This is a genomic window from Aquirufa sp. ROCK-SH2, from assembly GCF_054558315.1.
Genome location: NZ_JBPXKB010000005.1, coordinates 105,358 through 123,281 on the forward strand (window position 1 = coordinate 105,358; position 17,924 = coordinate 123,281).

Below are 17,924 nucleotides of genomic sequence, written 5' to 3' on the forward strand. Positions count from 1 at the left end.
CGCAGATTTCGCGGATTTTATTTCTCGCAGATGAACGCTGATTTTTTTTCGCAGATTAGATTTGAATATTTATCTGCGAACATCCGCGATTTAAATCTGCGAAATCTGCGAGAAACATCTGCAAACATCCGCGAGAAATAAATTTTTACAAATTATAAACCACTCTTTTGATATTTTCATTAATATTTGAACAGTTGAAATTAACCAATAAACCCAGTTTCAAACCAGACAATTTTAAATAAGTCAATAGTTGCTTATAATGAACATCTATTAGGTTTTCAACTGATTTGATTTCTACTATTAGTTTGTTTTCTACAAGTAAATCAACTCGATAACCCGTAGAAAGATAGACTTTTTCATATTTAAAAGGTAAGCCTTTTTGAGGTTGAACGGACAATTTAGCTTTTTCGAGTTCGTAGACTAAGGCAGCCTCATAAGCTGATTCTAATAAACCAGGTCCAAGATTATTGTGAATATTATATATTGCACCACGGACAAGATAGGAGATTTCATTTTCGGTCATTGTATTGAATTTTTCAAAAATAAATATCCTTTTTGAAATTAAATTGACAATGGTGTAAATTGCCAATTAGTTGATTATTTTTCGCGGATGTTTCTCGTAGATTATCGCTGAATTTTTTTCGCAGATTATCACTGAATTTTTCTCGCAGATTTACGCAGATTTATTTCGCAGATTAGCGCTGAGTATTTTTGAATTTTTATCTGCGACCATCCGCGATTTTAATCTGCGTAAATCTGCGAGAAATAAAATCTCCGAGAAATTAAATCTGCGAGAAATAATTTATATTTTTTAACAACATGAAATTAAAAGTAACAACCGTAGTAGGGACAAGGCCAGAAATCATCCGATTGTCTAGAGTGTTGGCAGCATTGGATGCATCACCAGCAATAGAACACATTATCGTTCACACAGGCCAAAATTACGATTACGAATTGAATCAGATTTTCTTTGAAGATTTAGGAATAAGGAAACCCGATTATTTTTTAGAAGCGGCAGGAAAAACAGCTACGGAAACGATAGGTAATATATTAATTAAAATTGATGTTTTATTAGAGCAAATTCGACCCGATGCATTTTTGGTTTTAGGAGATACGAATAGTTGTTTATGCGCAATTCCCGCTAAAAAACGTCAAATTCCTATTTTTCACATGGAAGCAGGAAACCGTTGTTTTGATCAGCGAGTACCTGAAGAAACTAACCGAAAAATAGTTGATCATATTTCAGACATTAATTTAACTTACAGCGATATAGCGAGGGAGTATTTGTTGAGAGAAGGCTTACCCGCAGACCGAATCATCAAAACAGGTTCTCCAATGTTTGAGGTATTAACTCATTATGCAGATCAGATTCATCAATCTACTGTTTTAGAAAAACTTCATTTAAAGAAAGGTCAGTATTTTGTGGTTTCTTGCCACCGAGAGGAAAATGTTAACAACGATAAAAACTTTCATTCTTTTTTAGAAAGTTTAAATCTGATAGCAGAGAAATATCAATTGTCAATTATCGTTAGTACGCATCCAAGAACAAGAAATGTCATTGAAGCCAAAAACGTTTCCATGCGACCTGAAATTCAATTTTTAAAGCCTTTGGGATTTAATGATTACAATGCTTTGCAAGTAAATTCATTTGCAGTATTGTCAGATAGTGGAACTATTTCAGAGGAATCTTCTATTCTGAATTTTCGTGCATTAAACATACGCGAGGCACATGAGCGACCAGAAGCCATGGAAGAAGCATCTGTTATGATGGTCGGTTTGAATCCTACACGAATTCTACAAGGTTTGGAACAGCTTTCCCTACAAAAAATAGGAGAAGAAAGAAGTTTTAGAGAGGTTGCTGATTATTCCATGCCAAATGTTTCGGACAAGGTGGTTAGAATTATTTTGAGTTATACGGATTATGTGAATCGCATAGTTTGGAAGAAAGAAGCTAAGTAATGAATTTACTTTTTTTAACATTAGTTGAAATTAGCGATCTTAACCAAAGAGGAATCTATCAAGATTTAATTCGGGAGTTTATTCGGCATGGGCATAATGTTACTATTATAACTCCCGTCGAAAGAAGAAAAAAAATACCAACTAGGGTAATTTATAGTAATGGGGCCAAAATTGTCCAAGTCAAAAGTTTTAATATTCAAAAGACTTCAATTTTAGAAAAAGGCATTGGTACTTTAGCATTAGAATATCAATATTTATTGGCTTCAAAAATATTTTGTAAGGATATTAAATTTGATTTGATTTTATATTCTACACCACCCATCACCTTTGAAAAGGTTATTCGGTATTTCAAAAAACGAGATCATGCACTTTCTTATTTGTTATTGAAAGATATCTTTCCTCAAAATGCCATTGATTTGAATTTGCTTAGGAAAGATGGGCTAATGCACAGATTTTTTAAAAGAAAAGAGAAAAGGTTGTATGAAGTTTCCGATTGGATTGGTTGTATGTCAAATGCGAACGTCAAATACTTATTGGCTAACAATCCCTATCTCAATTCAAGTAACATTGAAGTTAATCCAAATTCAATAGACCCGATTTTTTCAAAAATTTCTGGCTTAGATAAATTGGAAATCCGAAAAAAATATGGGTTACCAGAAGAAAAAAAAATCTTTATTTATGGAGGTAATTTAGGGAAACCGCAAGGGATAGAGTTTTTGATAGAAACGATTGAATCTAATATTTCAGAGAATGTCTATTTTTTAATAATCGGAAATGGAACTGAATTTGATTCGATTAAACAATGGTTCGATTCGAAACGACCCATAAATGCAAAATTGATCAAGGAGTTACCTAAGTCAGATTATGACTTGATTCTAGAAGCGTGTGATGTTGGGTTGATTTTTTTAAATAAAAATTTTCTAATACCCAATTTTCCTTCCAGATTGTTATCTTATTTAGAGAAATCTAAGCCAGTGATTGCTGCAACTGATCCCAATTCAGATGTAGGAGATGAGATTGAGTTAGCAAATTGTGGATATAAAGTGTTAGCTGGTGACATAAATCAAATGATTAATGCGATTAATAATTTGATTATTCCTAATCAAATTGAAACGTTTGGACAAAATGCAAAAAAACTTGTAGAGTCTAAATTTTTGGTATATAATTCCTATCTACGAATTATTGAAAAGTTAGATAAAAATAATAGATAAATATTTTCAAAATATCGTAATTTAGCTACTAATCATTTAAAAACAAGCAATTATATGCTGCAAAAATGGAAAGTGTTGAAAAATACATTAATACCAGAAGAGATTTTATTTCTCCCAGCAGCGAGTTCTTTTCAGCTTGTTAAAACTTTTCTAGATAAAGAAGGCTTATATTTTGCCTCTTATACGAGTCAATTTGATCAAAAAGTACCAAGTGATTTTTGGTACATCATTAACGATCAGCTTCTTAATTTAGATGACTATCCAACAAAAGTTCGGAATGAAATTAGACAATCTCTGAAAAGATGTCAATTGATTCTAATAAACCCCTTAGATTATTGGGATATACTTTTTAAAATCTATCAAACAACAATTGATTCTTACAGCCATTATTCATACAAATTTAAATACGATCAATTTAAAGAAACAATTATGTCAAATATTGCTTTTACTGATATTTGGCTAATTAGTGATGCCGATAATTTGCCAATTGGTTATGGGCATATCATAAGAAAATCAAATTATGTGGATTTGTTTGATATTAAAATAGATCCTTCTAAACTAAAAAATATGCCCGTTTTTGGGTTGTTGTATGAATTGAATCGACATTATTTATCTCAATCTCAATTTGGTTTTATATCAGATGGACGTAGGTCTTTGTTTCATGATACCAATTTTCAGGGGTTTTTAGAGAAGAAATTTTTATACAGGAAAGCATATTGTGATCTTCACATTATTTATTCTTCAAGAATCGCTTTTATCATGCCAATTCTTAGAATATTTAGACCAATCTTGTATAAATTACCAGCTTGGGAACCTTTTAGAAAACTTCAACTTTTAATAAATTATGATCGAATTGCTAAATCTGTCAAATGAAGCACATAGTTAAAATTCTTTTCGATTATACATTCGCCTTCTTTGGTTTAATTATTCTAAGTCCAATACTTTTGATGATTGGACTTTTGATTAAAATTTCTGAACCGAATAGTCCAATTCTATTCACACAATTACGTGTAGGTCAATACGGTCAATTATTTATGATGTATAAATTTCGGACTATGGTTCTGGAACATGATGGAAATAGTATTTCAATATTTGGAGATGATCGTGTTACTTCAATCGGTAAAATTCTACGTAAATATAAGTTAGATGAATTACCAGAATTATGGAATATTTTAATAGGTGAAATGAGTTTTGTGGGACCTCGTCCAGATGTTCCAGGTTATGCGGATAATTTAATTGGAGAACAGCGAAATATTTTAAAAATGAAACCAGGGTTAACAGGACCTGCTACATTAAAATATAAAAATGAAGAAAAATTGCTTGCTCGAATGAGCAATCCCAAAGCCTACAATGATGAAGTAATTTTTCCTGATAAGGTTAGAATTAATTTGCAATATTTTTATGAAAATAATTTGTTGATGGATCTTAAAATTATTTTGTCAACCATATTTGGTGTTCATATTTTTAAGTCTACATCTTCTAATATTCTTATCACTTCTGCAGGTCAGAGAGTTTCCTTAGTTCGAATTTTTAAAGAAACATTAAATGCAAAGGGAATTAAATCACTTGTTTATACCACGGATTTGCAGCCTACACTTTCTCCTGCATGTGAGATTTCAGATCAGTCATTTCAGGTTATCAGTGTGTTGGAAAAGAATTATGTTGAACAATTAATTGAAATATGTACAAAAAATAAAATTGGGATTATTGTTCCAACCATTGATACTGAATTATTGATATTATCTCAAAGCTTAGGAATATTTGCTAAAAACGGTATTCAAGTTGTGATTTCGGAAAATGCTTTGATTGAGAGTTGTCGTAACAAAAAAAGAACGAACGCATTATTTGATCATTTGGATATTCAATACCCCAAACATTTTGAAAAAAAATCAGTTGAATTTCCCTTGTTCATAAAGCCGATTTCTGGTAGCTTAAGTCAAAATTTATTTGTTTTTAAGAATTCCAAAGATTTTAAATCGACTGATTTTTCAGAAGAGGAATATTTATTCATGGAATACTTTGATAAATCTTTATATCAAGAATTTACCATTGACGCATATTATGACAAGAGTCATAAATTAGTCATGGCAGTGCCCCGAGAAAGAATTCAGGTCAGAGCTGGAGAGATTAATAAAGGTGTGACCAGAAAAAATGAAGTGTTAGATTGGATAAAAAATAAATTGTTTTACTTGGAAGGAGCTAAAGGTTGTCTAACAATTCAAGTATTTCTCAATTTAGAAACTCGAGAAATTTATGGAATCGAAATTAATCCTAGATTTGGAGGAGGGTATCCTCTAAGTTTTCATGCAGGCGCTAATTTTGCAGCATTTATTATTGATGAATATTTTGAAAATAAATCTCTCACATATACGGAAAATTGGGATGAAAATACCTTGATGCTTCGCTATGATGATGAAATTATCGTAAAAGATTATCATGGATAAAAATAAGATATTAGTCGTATTTGATTTGGATGATACATTGTATAAAGAAGTGGATTTTCTTAAATCGGGTTATCAATTTATTTGTGATACATTTCAGCTAGATGATGCCGTTTATCAAGGCATGATCAAAGGCTATTATGAGAAAAAAAATGTTTTTCAAGAGCTTTTAGATCAATATGCTTTACCGATACAATTAACCGATTTAATTGAAATGTATCGGTTGCACATACCAAAAATTTCATTGGATGAAGCGTCTAAAGCGACGTTAGATATTTTGATGGAAATGGAAAATGTGACATTGGCTTTATTAACAGATGGACGGTCCAAGACCCAACGAAATAAAATAATGGCCTTAGGAATCGAGCCTTATTTCAAGGAAATTATTATCTCCGAGGAATTTGGAAGTGAAAAGCCTAACCCCGCTAATTATCTGTATTTTTCTAAAAAATACACTGATTTTCGTTATTACTACATTGCTGATAATATTCAGAAAGATTTTATCAGTCCGAATGAATTGGCTTGGGAAACTATTTGCTTGAAGGACAATGGTAAAAATATACATACACAAGAGGTGAACGTTCCTGTACGTTTTTTGCCTAATCACACAATTTCTGTTCTAAATGACTTTATTGCCTTTATAAAAGGGTAAGTGGCATGATTTTTATTTTTATATTTACAGAACTCGTTCTGAATTATGATAAAAAAACATGCTTATCTTTTGATAGCACACAACAATCCATGGCAGCTTTCTATCCTGCTCGAATTAATAGACGATGATAGAAATGATATATTTTTGTTCATTGACGGTAAGTCAAATTTGACAGTGGATCAGCTAAATTATATTCCTAAAAAATCAAAATTTATATTATCGAATGATGATAGAAAACCTTTGTATTGGGGAGGAATTAGTGAAATGCTTTCAGAGTTAATTTTGTTCGAGAGTTCGATAAAGCAAGGGGAATATCATTATTTACATTTGTTATCAGGAATGGACATGCCGATCAAAACGCAAGATGAAATACATGCTTTTTTTGAGAATACCAACCTGGAATATGTAGGATATAATAATGAAAATTTATACGTAGCTGATTGGAAAACGAAATATTTTCATTTTTTTGTGGAAGGATTTAATTACAGGGGCAATGCAATTTATAAAGTTTTAAGAATTGTATTTATGTATGCTCAAAAACTCATTGGTTTTCAAAGAAAAAGAGAATTTGAAACTTATTTTCATGGAGCTCAATGGATTTCAATCACTCAAAAATTTGCAGAACATCTTTTGTCAAGAAAAGCTGCCTTATTACAGTCTTACAAACACACAATTTGTTGCAGTGAGGTTTTTGCACAAACTGAGTTGAAATATTCTTCTTTTAAAGGAAACGAAGTGGAGATTGAATTTCCTGATTCTCAAAATATGCGATTGATAGATTGGTCCAGGAGGGACGGAAATAGTCCATATACCTGGAGGATGTCAGATTGGGAGTATATGAAAAATTCACCTTTTCTATTTGCAAGGAAAATTGACGAGAGAGTAGATAAAAGTTTGATTTTAGAAATAAAGAATTATTTAAAGTCTAAAAATTAGTGCATCTTTATTCCAGTTTATAGAATTGTTTTTTTTTCATTTTAATTAGGCATGCTTCTTAATAAAATCTGGCTTTCTTCTCCCCATATAGGTACCCATGAACTGCAATATGTTCAGGAGGCTTTTGCAAGTAATTGGGTGGCTCCTCTGGGGCCATGGGTCAATTTGTTGGAAGAAAACCTAGCAAAAAAAAGCGGTGTGGGGCATGTAGCTGCTTTGTCGAGCGGTACTGCCGCCATTCATTTAGCACTTATTTTAGCTGGAGTGGAACAAGGTGATATAGTCCTTTGTCAAAGTTTTACTTTTTCCGCTTCCGCCAATCCCATCGCCTATCAAAAGGCCATTCCTGTTTTTATCGACTCTGAGTCTAGCACTTGGAATATGTGCCCCATTGCTTTAGAAAAAGCCATTGTGCATTATGCGTCCATCGGTAAAAAACCTAAAGCCATCATTCCTGTTCACCTTTATGGTATGCCTGCCAATATGCCTGAAATCATGCGTATTGCATTGGAATATGACATTACTGTAATAGAGGACGCTGCGGAGGCTTTAGGGTCCAACATTCAAGGAAAGGCTTGTGGTGCTTTTGGGAATTTTGGAATTTATAGTTTCAATGGGAATAAAATCATTACAACTTCAGGAGGTGGTGCGCTTTTGTCAAATCAAAAACAGGACATAGAAAAAGCACGTTTTTTAGCCACTCAAGCTAGAGATGCTGCGCCTCATTATGAACATTCGCACATTGGTTACAATTACCGTATGTCTAATATTTGTGCTGGAATCGGGGTGGGCCAATTGGAAGTTCTTGAAGATAGAGTGAAAGCAAGAAGAGCCAACTTTGATAGATATCAATCGTTTTTCGAGAAGAAAAATCAACATGGTTATCATGTTGAATTCCAATCAGAACCCCAAGGGTTTTTTTCCAATCGCTGGTTGACAAGCATTGTCATTGACCCCGCTAAAAACAACGGAATAAGTCGGGAGCAGCTTCGTATCAGCATGGAGAAGGATCAAATAGAAACGCGTCCACTTTGGAAACCCATGCATCAACAACCCGTTTTTAAGGAATCCCCCAGATTCCTAACAGGGGTCGCAGATCACTTGTTCGAAAATGGACTTTGTTTACCCAGCGGTTCTAACCTAACCCAAAATGAATGGGAAAGGATAGAAGCAGGCTTGGAAAAAGTGTTTAGCGATTAAGGAAGAGAGAAAAGAGAAGAGAGAAAAGAGAAAAGCACTAATAACTAATAACTAATAACTCTCTTACCTCTTACCTCTTACCTCTTACCTCTTACCTCATACATCTTACATCCTTTGTACAAATCATTCCTAAAACCCTTTCTTGATTTCACCGGAGCAATGGTCTTGCTGATGTTACTTTCACCCATTATTCTAGCAACGATTGTTCTTTTATTTATCGTAAATAAGGGGCAAGTATTTTTTGTGCAAATGCGCCCGGGAAAGCATGGAAAAGCCTTTGCTATCATCAAATTCAAGACGATGACAGATCAAAAAGATGCAGATGGGAATCTATTGCCAGATGCCCTTCGCTTAAGCAAAGTAGGTAAGAAAATTAGAGCTTGGTCCATCGATGAATTATTACAATTGGTGAATGTCCTGAAAGGAGAAATGAGTTTGGTGGGCCCTAGGCCTTTGTTGATGGAATATTTACCGAGGTATTCTGAAAGGCAAGCCAAAAGGCATAATGTTCGGCCAGGAATTACTGGCTTAGCACAAGTAAATGGTCGAAATGCCATCACTTGGGAACAAAAATTTGAATATGATGTAGAATATGTCGAAAGACAATCCTTTCTCTTAGATTGTCAAATTCTATTCAAAACCCTTCTAAACGTTATTCAACAAAAAGATATTAACTCCAAAGACCATGCCACCATGGGGGAGTTTTTGGGGAAAAGTGAAGAGAGAAAAGAGGAAAGAGAAAAGAGGAAGTAGAAGAGAGAAAATAGAAACCTTTCCGGTGGCTGAGGCTCTCGAAGCCACCTCTTACCTCTTACCTTTTACCTCTTACCTCTTACCTCTTACCTCTTACCTCTTACCTCTTACCTCTTACCTCTTACCTCTTACCTCTTACCTCTTACCTATTTTTCTCTCTTCTCTTTCCTCTTTCCTCTTTTCTTTATAAATTAGAATTTTAATTCCTATTTAAACGATGAAGAAATACAATGTGGCCATTGTGGGCCTAGGTTTTGGTGCCGAATTTATCCCTATCTATTTGAAACACCCTTTGGCTAATATGTACGCCATTTGCCAGAGAAATGAAGAAAAACTGAATTCCATCGGTGATGCCTATGGAATTGAAAAAAGATATGCCAACTTTGATGAGCTCATTCAAGATCCTTTGGTGGATGTTGTGCACATCAATTCCCCTATCCATTTACATGCTCAACAAACCATTGCAGCCCTGTTAGCAGGAAAACATGTGGCTTGTACGGTTCCTATGGCAACTTCCGTAGAAGAATGCAAGGCTATCGTGGAGGCAAGTAAAAAAATGGGTAAAAAATACATGATGATGGAAACCGTGGTTTATTCACGTGAATTTCTTTACATCAAAGAATTATACGAAAAAGGGGAATTAGGGAAGGTGCAATTCTTGAAAGCGACCCACCAACAAGACATGGATGGCTGGCCTGATTATTGGCCTGGCTTGCCTCCCATGCACTATGCTACACATTGCGTAGGTCCAGTGGCTGGATTATTGCGACTAGAAGCAGAATATGTTTCTTGCTTTGGTTCAGGTACCATTCGTGAAGAATTAATCGCTCATTATAATTCACCGTTTGCTATTGAATCGGCACATATTAAATTCCGCGATTCGGATTTGAGTGCCCATGTGTATCGCTCTTTGTTCGATGTGGCTCGCCAATACAGAGAAAGTTTTGAAGTGTATGGTTCTAAAAAATCCGTGGAATGGCCTTTGATTGAAGGGGAAGAATTGGTGGTACATACCGCTAAAAAACCAGAACCTGAAATTCCAGAAAAAGTCCCAACACCTGATTTTGCGCATTACCTGCCTGAAGAAATTCAACGTTTTACGACCAAAGGTGTCTATGACGAATCAGACAATACGCACTTATCCTTCACCCAAGGTGGAGGCCACGGGGGTTCACATCCCCATTTGGTGAATGAATTCCTACAAGCGCTCGCTGCCGATCGTGATCCTTTTCCAAATGCCCCACAATCTGCCAACTGGACGTCTGTGGGAATTTTGGCACACGAGTCAGCTTTACAAGGCGGTGCTTTGATAGAAATTCCTAAATTTTAAATTTAATAAATGCTCCTTATGATCCATGAGGAGCATTTTATATACTCAACCTATGAAAAAACTTGCATTATTTTTGCTTTTATTGCCTACCTTGGCATTCTCTCAACGCCGTTTAGAACTCTTGTTTTTGGGCGACAATGGACATCATAAACCTTTTGACCGTTACCCTGCATTGCAATCTGCTGTGGGAGTCAAGGGAATGAACATTACCTATACCGAATCTTTGAAAGATTTGAATGAAAAATATTTGAACAAATTTGATGCCTTAATCATTTTTGCCAATCATGATTCTATTCCTGCCACACAAGAAAAAGCCTTGTTGAATTATGTGGCTTCAGGTCATGGTTTGGTAGCTATTCACTGTGCATCTTTCTGTTTTAGAAATTCCAAAGAGTTTGTTAAAATGGTGGGTGGGCAGTTTTGGCGACATAAAATGGATTCCATTCGCATCAAAAATGACTTGCCTAATCATCCGGTGTTAAAGGGATACCAAGAAATTAAAACGGTCGATGAAACTTATTTGCATAGCCAATTACAAGCTGATAATTTGGTTATTCAGTCGAGAATCATTGGCAAAGAGCAGTCGAACGACAAGCCGGGTCAAAGTTTAGAGCCTTATACTTGGGTTCGAACGTATGGTAAAGGAAATGTGTTTTACACAGCTTACGGACACGATGAAAGAACCTGGGATACAGAAGCGTTTCAGCATTTAATTACCCAAGGTATTTTGCATGCTGTCGGTGCAGAAAAAAGAGCACTCATCGGAAAATTGAATTTGGCGGACCTGAATTTTAGAGAGGCTAAATTGCCCAATTACGAAAAAAGACAAGGGCCACAATTACAACAATTGCCTTTGACACCGGAAGAATCAGTTAAATTCACTCAAGTGCCCGTTGATTTTACCTTATCCGTTTTCGCCGCAGAACCCAATGTGATGCATCCCATCGCTATGACTTGGGATGAAAAAGGATTATTATATGTCTTAATTACCAAAGATTATCCCAACGAGCGCAAGGAGTCGGGAGGTAGCGATTATATCTTACGTTGTGAGGATACCAATGGCGACGGAAAGGCAGATAAATTCACTCGTTTTGCAGATGGATTAAGCATCCCAACGGGAATGGTCTTTGCCAATGGAGGTTTAGTGGTTTCGCAAGCTCCGCATATTTTGATGTTAAAAGATACCAATGGTGATGGAATTGCAGATGAGAAAAAGAAAATCATCACGGGTTTTGGTACCTATGACACGCATGCTGGGCCATCTAATTTGCATTATGGATTCGATAACTGGATTTGGGGATCAGTGGGATATTCAGGATTTGTTGGAAAAGTAGGAGCAGATAGTGTTAAATTTTCTTCTGGATTTTTCCGTTTCAAACCGGATGGTTCCAAATTGGAATTCATGACGAATACTTCTAACAATACTTGGGGATTTGATTTCAATGAAGCAGGAGACGTATTTGGTTCAACGGCAAATAACTCGCACGGATGGTACATGCCGATTCCTAACAGAGATATTTGGCAAGCGCCTTATACGTTGAGCGGAAGTAAAAGCACAGATACGCACAAAGACATGAAGACCATCACCAAACGTGTGCGTCAAGTGGATGTTTTTGGAGGTTATACCGCAGCGGCAGGACATAATTTTTATTCGGCAAGAGCTTTTCCAAAGAAATATTGGAATAAAATTGCTTTTGTAACTGAGCCAACGGGCCACGTAGTGCATCAAAATAACATGGTGGCAACAGGTACTGATTTCAATGATAAAGAAGGATTTAACTTTTTGGCCAGTGCGGATGAATGGGTTTCACCTGTATTCGCTCAGGTAGGTCCAGATGGTGCTTTATGGATTGCCGATTGGTATTCCTTCATCATTCAGCACAATCCAGTTCCTAAAGGATTCGACAATGGTTCAGGAAATGCTTACCAAACAGATTTAAGAGATTATACGCACGGTAGAATTTATCGTGTGGCCTATAATGAAGCACCTAAATATTCAGCACCAGATTTGTCTACAACGCAAGGCTGCTTGGCTGCTTTAGGTAATTCCAATTTGTTTTGGAGATTGCAAGCACAACGATTATTGGTAGAAAGAGGCAATAAAGAGGTTGTTCCAGCTTTGTTGGCAGTTTTACAAAATGCCAAAACGGATGAAATTGGTTTGGCTCCTGCGGCAATCCATGCATTGAGAACCTTAGAGGGATTAGGTGTATTGGAAGATGCAAAAGTGAAACTTGCTTTAACAGCTGCTTTGACTCATAAAAGTGCGGCAGTTCGTAAGAATGCAGTACAAATTTTGCCAAGAAATGCTGCATGGGCAAATGTTTTATTGAGCAAAAACATGTTGGCCGATAAAGATTCATTGGTGGTATTAAATACGGTTTTAGCCTTCATTGAAATGCCAACAAGTTCTGCAATCGAGTCGGCAGTGTTGGCTAAAATTGCCAAAGAGCAAGAGAACAAAGATCGTTGGTTGCCAGAAGTGTATACGGCTTATTTGATGGCACATGGAGATGCACGTAAAATGAAGTTTGTAGAAAAAGAAGGCGCTCAACCAGGGGCTGTTGTCGCTGAAAAAATGGTTAAGAATTTGAATAATCCTAAAACTGATGGCTTGGTGGAAGGAGTTGATTTAGTGGTAGAAGAGGTTCAGATTCAAAGAGGAACGTTTAAATTACGCGAATACAGCAATTTCACGATTCGTGTGAAGAATAGGGGTAAAGTTGCCATCTCGAAAGGAACTCCCGTGCCGATGTTGATTAAGATTGAGGGGCAAGGAAGAAGAACAGATTATGAATCTTATACTTTCGTAGATGGGATTGCTTCGGGTGAAACTGTTTCAGTCACCAAAGGGAACAATGGACCTTGGGTGGGAAATTTAGGTTGGACAGCGGAGGCTTCTGGTAAATATGCCATGGAAGTTCAATTGGATCGCAATGCGGTATTGGGAGAATCGGATTTGACGAATAATAAATTCAGACTAGCCATTGATGTGGCTGCTGGTCCTAATTTGAATATTTATGCAGTTGAAAAGATTTTTAGAGGAGGAGCTTCGATTTGGTCAGGAGAGGAGTTGGTTTCAAATTTAAAGAAAATCAAAGAAGTAGCGAGTCCTGTTTTTGGTGCTGCTTTGAAAGGAGCTTCAGGAGTTTGGAATTCAAGAAAAGATCCCGCTTTAAGTGCGGATTCCAAAGCGTATATTCAACAATTGGTGGATAAAATTCGTCCAGCAGATGCTGATTATTTGGATCGCTTAGCTTCTGTTTGGAAGATAGAAACCAAAAAGGCAGATGCCAATGTGGTTCGCATTCATTTGAAAACGGTTCGTGAGGCCATGAAATATGATTTGAAAGAATTTTCAGTACCTGCAGGAGCGAAAGTGGAATTGATTTTTGAAAATGTGGATGCCATGCAACACAACTGGGTACTAGGAGCGATGGGAAGCATGGAGAAAATTGGCGCTGCAGCAGACAAAATGATCACCGCAGCTGACGGATTGGCCAAAAATTATGTCCCAACGATGCCAGAAGTGCTAGCCTACACGACCTTAGTAGAATCTGATGGTGTGGTAAAAGTGGTCTTCAAAGCACCAGCCACCAAAGGTAATTATCCTTACTTATGCACCTTCCCAGGCCACTGGAGAATCATGAATGGAGTGATGAAAGTGGAGTAGGAGAGAGAAAACTGGAAAAGAGGAAAGAGAAAACGGGAAAAGATGAAATATTTTCTCTCTTCTCTTTTCTCTCTTCTCTCTTCTATATTTTTTTCTCTTTTCTCTTTTCTATTTCCTCTTTTCTTCTTAATTTTGCACCCCAAATAAAAATTGATTATTAACTAAAGTTCAGCATGTTAGCCCAGCATGTTGATGTAATTCGGGCGACAAATATGTCAAAACAACCAAAAGATTTCGACTGGGATTTAGTTGAAGGAAAAGGATTCGGTGGAAATTACTCTGCTGATCAAAAAGCACAAATGGAAGCCGCTATTGAGGCTACATTGAATTCAGTTACTGAAAAAGAAGTAGTAAAAGGTATTGTTGTAAGTAAAACAGACCGCGAAGTTATCGTAAACATCGGATTTAAGTCTGACGGTTTAGTATCTGCTTCTGAATTCCGCGATATGCCGGATTTGAAAGCAGGAGACGAAGTTGAAGTGTACATTGAGAATCAAGAAGATTCAAATGGACAATTGATTCTTTCTCGTAAATTAGCGAAGGTAATGGGAGCTTGGACTAACATCGAAAGAGCATTAGAAGAAGATACTATCATCAACGGTTTCGTTAAGCGTCGTACAAAAGGTGGTTTAATTGTTGATATCTTTGGAATCGAGGCATTCTTGCCAGGTTCACAAATTGATGTTAAGCCAATCCGTGATTTCGATATTTTTGTTGGTAAAAATATGGAAGTTAAAGTGGTTAAAATCAACCACACAAATGATAACGTAGTTGTTTCTCATAAAGTATTGATCGAAAAAGATCTTGAGGCGCAACGTCAAACTATCTTAACTAACTTAGACAAAGGTCAAGTATTAGAAGGTGTGATCAAAAACATGACTAATTTCGGTGTGTTCATCGACTTAGGTGGTGTAGATGGTTTACTTCACATTACTGATATCTCGTGGGGACGTATCAACCATCCACAAGAGGTGTTGAAGTTAGATCAAAAAATCCAAGTAGTAGTTTTAGATTTCGACGAGAACAAGAAGCGTATTTCTTTAGGTATGAAGCAATTACAAGCTCATCCTTGGGAAGCATTAGCTGCTGATGTAGAAGTTGGTTCTAAAGTGAAAGGTAAAATCGTTAACGTTGCTGATTACGGTGCTTTCTTAGAAGTATTGCCAGGCGTTGAAGGTTTAATCCACGTTTCAGAAATGTCTTGGTCACAACATTTACGTAATCCACAAGATTTCTTAAAAGTAGGTGATGAGATGGAAGCAGTTGTATTAACATTGGATCGTGCGGAGCGCAAGATGTCATTAGGTGTTAAGCAATTGACGGAAGATCCTTGGACTAAGACTGACTTACTTTCTAAGTATGCAGTTGGAACAAAACATAAAGGAACAGTTCGTAACTTAACTAACTTCGGTTTATTCTTAGAATTAGAAGAAGGAATTGATGGTTTAGTTCACGTTTCTGATTTATCTTGGACTAAGAAAATCAAGCATCCATCTGAGTTTGTTAAAGTTGGAGATGCTTTAGACGTAATCGTAATCGAATTAGATGCTGAGAATCGTCGTTTAGCTCTTGGACATAAGCAATTAGAAGAGAATCCTTGGGATACTTTCGAAAGCGTTTTCACAGTAGGTTCAACTCACAAAGCAACTGTTATTTCTAAAAATGACAAAATGGCTGTGTTAGAGTTACCATACGGTATTGAAGGATTAGCTCCATTCAAGCAATTAGTGAAAGCAGATGAGTCGACTGCAGAAGTAGGAGAGTCATTGGATTTCGTAGTAACTGAGTTCCAAAAAGATGAGCGTAAGATCATTCTTTCACACACTCGTACTTTCACTGAAGCTACAGCAGAAGAAACAGCTGCTGCTGCCGCAAAACCAGAGAAGAAGAAAGCGGCTAAAGCTACTGAAAAAGTAACTGTTGCTGCTGAGAAATCTACTATGGGAGATATCGGTGCATTATCTGCTTTAAAAGAGCAAATGGAAGGTGCTGAAAGAGCTCAAGCTATCAAAAAATTAGAGAAAAAATCTAAGAAAGCTGAGTAATCAACCCTTAAAACACAAAGACACAAAGTTAAATAAGAAAATTAGTGTCCTTATTTAACTTTGTGTCTTTGTGTTTTAATTAATCACTCTTTTTATACCATCTTTAAAGAGAAAAGAGGAAAGAGGAAAGAGGAAAGAGGGAGGAATATTTATCAGTTTATTGGAATATATTATCAATAATTCATTGTGTCATTCAGCAATAATTTTTCATTTTTGAAGAAAAATTTTCGTTTATGAAAAGGGAAAATATTCTTCAAAAAAAAGCATTTTTATTTGCCTTGAATTGCATTGCTCAAGGTAGAGAAATTAGTAAAAAATACAATGAATATATCATTACAAAACAATTGATACGATCCTCAACATCCATTGGCGCGAATCTAGAAGAAGCTATTGGAGGATTTTCAAAAAATGATTTTTTGTTTAAGTTATCTATTGTTAATAAAGAAGCACTTGAATCCCGATATTGGATACGAATTCTTACAGAATTGAAATTTTTAGATCAAATTCAATCCGAAAATTTATTAAAGGAGATAGACGAAATGATTAATATAATTATCGCAAGTATAAATACTTTAAAAAAGAATAACAGGAATTAATAATGTTTTCTCTTTCCTCTTTTCTCTTCTCTCTTCTCTCTTTCCTCTTTTCTAAAAGAATCTATAATTCGTTCTAGAATCAAATTTCTCCCCAGGCCGTAAAACCGTTGTTGGGAAATGCGCTTGATTGGGGGAATCAGGGAAATGCTGGGTTTCAAAACAAAAGGCAATTCGGCGAGTATAATTGACTCCCATTTTGCCCGTTAATCGGCCATCTAAGTTGTTTCCTGTATAAAATTGCATACCAGGTTCTGTGGTACGAACTTCCAACCTTCTTCCTGAAATAGGTTCATGAGCACTTGCTACTAATTCAAAGGCATTGGGTGCTTTATCGAAGGCATAACAATGATCATAACCGCCACCTTTGGCAATTTGGTCTTCATTTACATCAATTTCTAATCCTATTTTTTTCGGCTGAGTGAAATCAAAGGCATTGCCTTTTACCGCTAATAATTCTCCCGTTGGGATTACCGTTTCATCCACCGGCACAAATCGAGAAGCATGAATTTGTACTTCATGGTCTAGGATGCCACCTTTGATATTTCCTGTTAAATTGAAATACGTATGTTGCGTTAAATTAAGAATCGTTGTTTGGTCTGTTGTTGCTTCATAGCGAATATCCAATTCATTGTTGGAATTCAAGGTATACGTCAATTGAACATCTAAATTTCCTGGATATCCTTCTTCTCCATCTTTGGAAAGATAGGTCAATACCAATTTGGCTTCATGATCATTGCTACTAGCGTCCTTCACATTCCAAACAACCTTATCAAAGCCTTTTAGTCCTCCGTGTAAATGATTCCCTTTATTTTGAGCAACTAATTGATATTCTTTGCCTTCCAAAGTGAATTTACCTTTCGCAATTCTGTTGGCGTAACGACCCACTGCAGCACCGAAAAATGGGCTATCTTTTTCGTATTCTTCCAAGGTATCAAATCCCAAAACCACATCTTCTATTTGACCATTTTTATCTGGACAAAGAATTTTGGTAATGATGCAACCATAAGTCATGATTTGTACCTCAAGACCGTTTGGGTTTTTAAGGGTATAAAGTTCAACTGATTCGCCAGAACGACTAGTTCCGAAGGCTTGGGAAGAAATGTGCATGATAAATTTTGTAAACGAATG

General features: G+C 36.0%; 14 protein-coding genes. 12 read left to right on the top strand and 2 right to left on the bottom strand.

Features of this window, described 5'->3' with window-relative positions; translation table 11 throughout:
- Positions 1 to 145: 145 nt before the first annotated feature.
- On the bottom strand, positions 146 to 589 hold the full coding sequence (locus V7S79_RS11240; RefSeq protein WP_459490686.1) for a GxxExxY protein: 444 nt from the start codon (positions 587 to 589) through the stop codon (positions 146 to 148).
- Between the two features lie 230 nt (positions 590 to 819).
- Here V7S79_RS11240 and wecB point away from each other — a divergent pair, with 230 nt between their 5' ends.
- The 12 genes from wecB to V7S79_RS11300 all read left to right on the top strand — a co-directional run bounded on the left by wecB (position 820) and on the right by V7S79_RS11300 (position 16,796).
- Entirely contained in the window at positions 820 to 1,959 is a 1,140-nt protein-coding gene (wecB, locus tag V7S79_RS11245; RefSeq protein ID WP_459490687.1) for a non-hydrolyzing UDP-N-acetylglucosamine 2-epimerase, read from the top strand.
- Positions 1,959 to 3,170, top strand: coding sequence for a glycosyltransferase family 4 protein (locus tag V7S79_RS11250; protein WP_459490688.1), 1,212 nt, complete (start codon positions 1,959 to 1,961; stop codon positions 3,168 to 3,170). The genes wecB and V7S79_RS11250 overlap by 1 nt, the downstream gene beginning before the upstream one ends.
- A 54-nt stretch (positions 3,171 to 3,224) precedes the next feature.
- Positions 3,225 to 4,043: a hypothetical protein gene (locus V7S79_RS11255; RefSeq protein WP_459490689.1), complete on the top strand. Its 819-nt coding sequence runs from the start codon at positions 3,225 to 3,227 to the stop codon at positions 4,041 to 4,043.
- Complete coding sequence (locus tag V7S79_RS11260; protein WP_459490690.1) at positions 4,040 to 5,614, top strand: sugar transferase; 1,575 nt, start codon at positions 4,040 to 4,042, stop codon at positions 5,612 to 5,614. The genes V7S79_RS11255 and V7S79_RS11260 overlap by 4 nt, the downstream gene beginning before the upstream one ends.
- On the top strand, positions 5,607 to 6,263 hold the full coding sequence (locus tag V7S79_RS11265; protein ID WP_459490691.1) for an HAD family hydrolase: 657 nt from the start codon (positions 5,607 to 5,609) through the stop codon (positions 6,261 to 6,263). The genes V7S79_RS11260 and V7S79_RS11265 overlap by 8 nt, the downstream gene beginning before the upstream one ends.
- 45 nt (positions 6,264 to 6,308) lie before the next feature.
- Positions 6,309 to 7,199: a beta-1,6-N-acetylglucosaminyltransferase gene (locus V7S79_RS11270; protein WP_459490692.1), complete on the top strand. Its 891-nt coding sequence runs from the start codon at positions 6,309 to 6,311 to the stop codon at positions 7,197 to 7,199.
- Between the two features lie 51 nt (positions 7,200 to 7,250).
- The gene (locus V7S79_RS11275) at positions 7,251 to 8,399 is read left to right on the top strand and encodes a DegT/DnrJ/EryC1/StrS family aminotransferase (RefSeq protein ID WP_459490693.1); all 1,149 of its coding nucleotides are present in this window, start codon (positions 7,251 to 7,253) and stop codon (positions 8,397 to 8,399) included.
- Between the two features lie 114 nt (positions 8,400 to 8,513).
- The gene (locus V7S79_RS11280) at positions 8,514 to 9,152 is read left to right on the top strand and encodes a sugar transferase (protein ID WP_459490694.1); all 639 of its coding nucleotides are present in this window, start codon (positions 8,514 to 8,516) and stop codon (positions 9,150 to 9,152) included.
- A 217-nt stretch (positions 9,153 to 9,369) separates the two neighbouring features.
- A complete protein-coding gene (locus V7S79_RS11285; protein ID WP_459490695.1) occupies positions 9,370 to 10,482 on the top strand; it encodes a Gfo/Idh/MocA family protein in 1,113 nt (370 codons plus the stop codon).
- A gap of 52 nt (positions 10,483 to 10,534) precedes the next feature.
- A complete protein-coding gene (locus tag V7S79_RS11290; RefSeq protein WP_459490696.1) occupies positions 10,535 to 14,155 on the top strand; it encodes a PVC-type heme-binding CxxCH protein in 3,621 nt (1,206 codons plus the stop codon).
- 212 nt (positions 14,156 to 14,367) lie between these two features.
- Positions 14,368 to 16,200: a 30S ribosomal protein S1 gene (gene rpsA / locus V7S79_RS11295; RefSeq protein WP_459490697.1), complete on the top strand. Its 1,833-nt coding sequence runs from the start codon at positions 14,368 to 14,370 to the stop codon at positions 16,198 to 16,200.
- 233 nt (positions 16,201 to 16,433) lie between these two features.
- Positions 16,434 to 16,796: a four helix bundle protein gene (locus V7S79_RS11300; protein WP_459490698.1), complete on the top strand. Its 363-nt coding sequence runs from the start codon at positions 16,434 to 16,436 to the stop codon at positions 16,794 to 16,796.
- Positions 16,797 to 16,847: 51 nt separating this feature from the next.
- Here the strand turns inward: V7S79_RS11300 and V7S79_RS11305 are convergent, their stop codons facing one another.
- Complete coding sequence (locus V7S79_RS11305) at positions 16,848 to 17,903, bottom strand: aldose epimerase family protein (protein WP_459490699.1); 1,056 nt, start codon at positions 17,901 to 17,903, stop codon at positions 16,848 to 16,850.
- Positions 17,904 to 17,924: the final 21 nt, after the last annotated feature.

What these genes read in the sequence shown, in the direction of transcription:
- wecB (WP_459490687.1), top strand. Translation starts at nt 820, where the DNA reads ATGAAATTAAAAGTAACAACCGTAGTAGGGACAAGGCCAGAAATCATC.
- V7S79_RS11250 (WP_459490688.1), top strand. Translation starts at nt 1,959, where the DNA reads ATGAATTTACTTTTTTTAACATTAGTTGAAATTAGCGATCTTAACCAA.
- V7S79_RS11255 (WP_459490689.1), top strand. Translation starts at nt 3,225, where the DNA reads ATGCTGCAAAAATGGAAAGTGTTGAAAAATACATTAATACCAGAAGAG.
- V7S79_RS11260 (WP_459490690.1), top strand. Translation starts at nt 4,040, where the DNA reads ATGAAGCACATAGTTAAAATTCTTTTCGATTATACATTCGCCTTCTTT.
- V7S79_RS11265 (WP_459490691.1), top strand. Translation starts at nt 5,607, where the DNA reads ATGGATAAAAATAAGATATTAGTCGTATTTGATTTGGATGATACATTG.
- V7S79_RS11270 (WP_459490692.1), top strand. Translation starts at nt 6,309, where the DNA reads ATGATAAAAAAACATGCTTATCTTTTGATAGCACACAACAATCCATGG.
- V7S79_RS11275 (WP_459490693.1), top strand. Translation starts at nt 7,251, where the DNA reads ATGCTTCTTAATAAAATCTGGCTTTCTTCTCCCCATATAGGTACCCAT.
- V7S79_RS11285 (WP_459490695.1), top strand. Translation starts at nt 9,370, where the DNA reads ATGAAGAAATACAATGTGGCCATTGTGGGCCTAGGTTTTGGTGCCGAA.
- V7S79_RS11290 (WP_459490696.1), top strand. Translation starts at nt 10,535, where the DNA reads ATGAAAAAACTTGCATTATTTTTGCTTTTATTGCCTACCTTGGCATTC.
- rpsA (WP_459490697.1), top strand. Translation starts at nt 14,368, where the DNA reads ATGTCAAAACAACCAAAAGATTTCGACTGGGATTTAGTTGAAGGAAAA.
- V7S79_RS11300 (WP_459490698.1), top strand. Translation starts at nt 16,434, where the DNA reads ATGAAAAGGGAAAATATTCTTCAAAAAAAAGCATTTTTATTTGCCTTG.
- V7S79_RS11305 (WP_459490699.1), bottom strand. Translation starts at nt 17,903, where the DNA reads ATGCACATTTCTTCCCAAGCCTTCGGAACTAGTCGTTCTGGCGAATCA.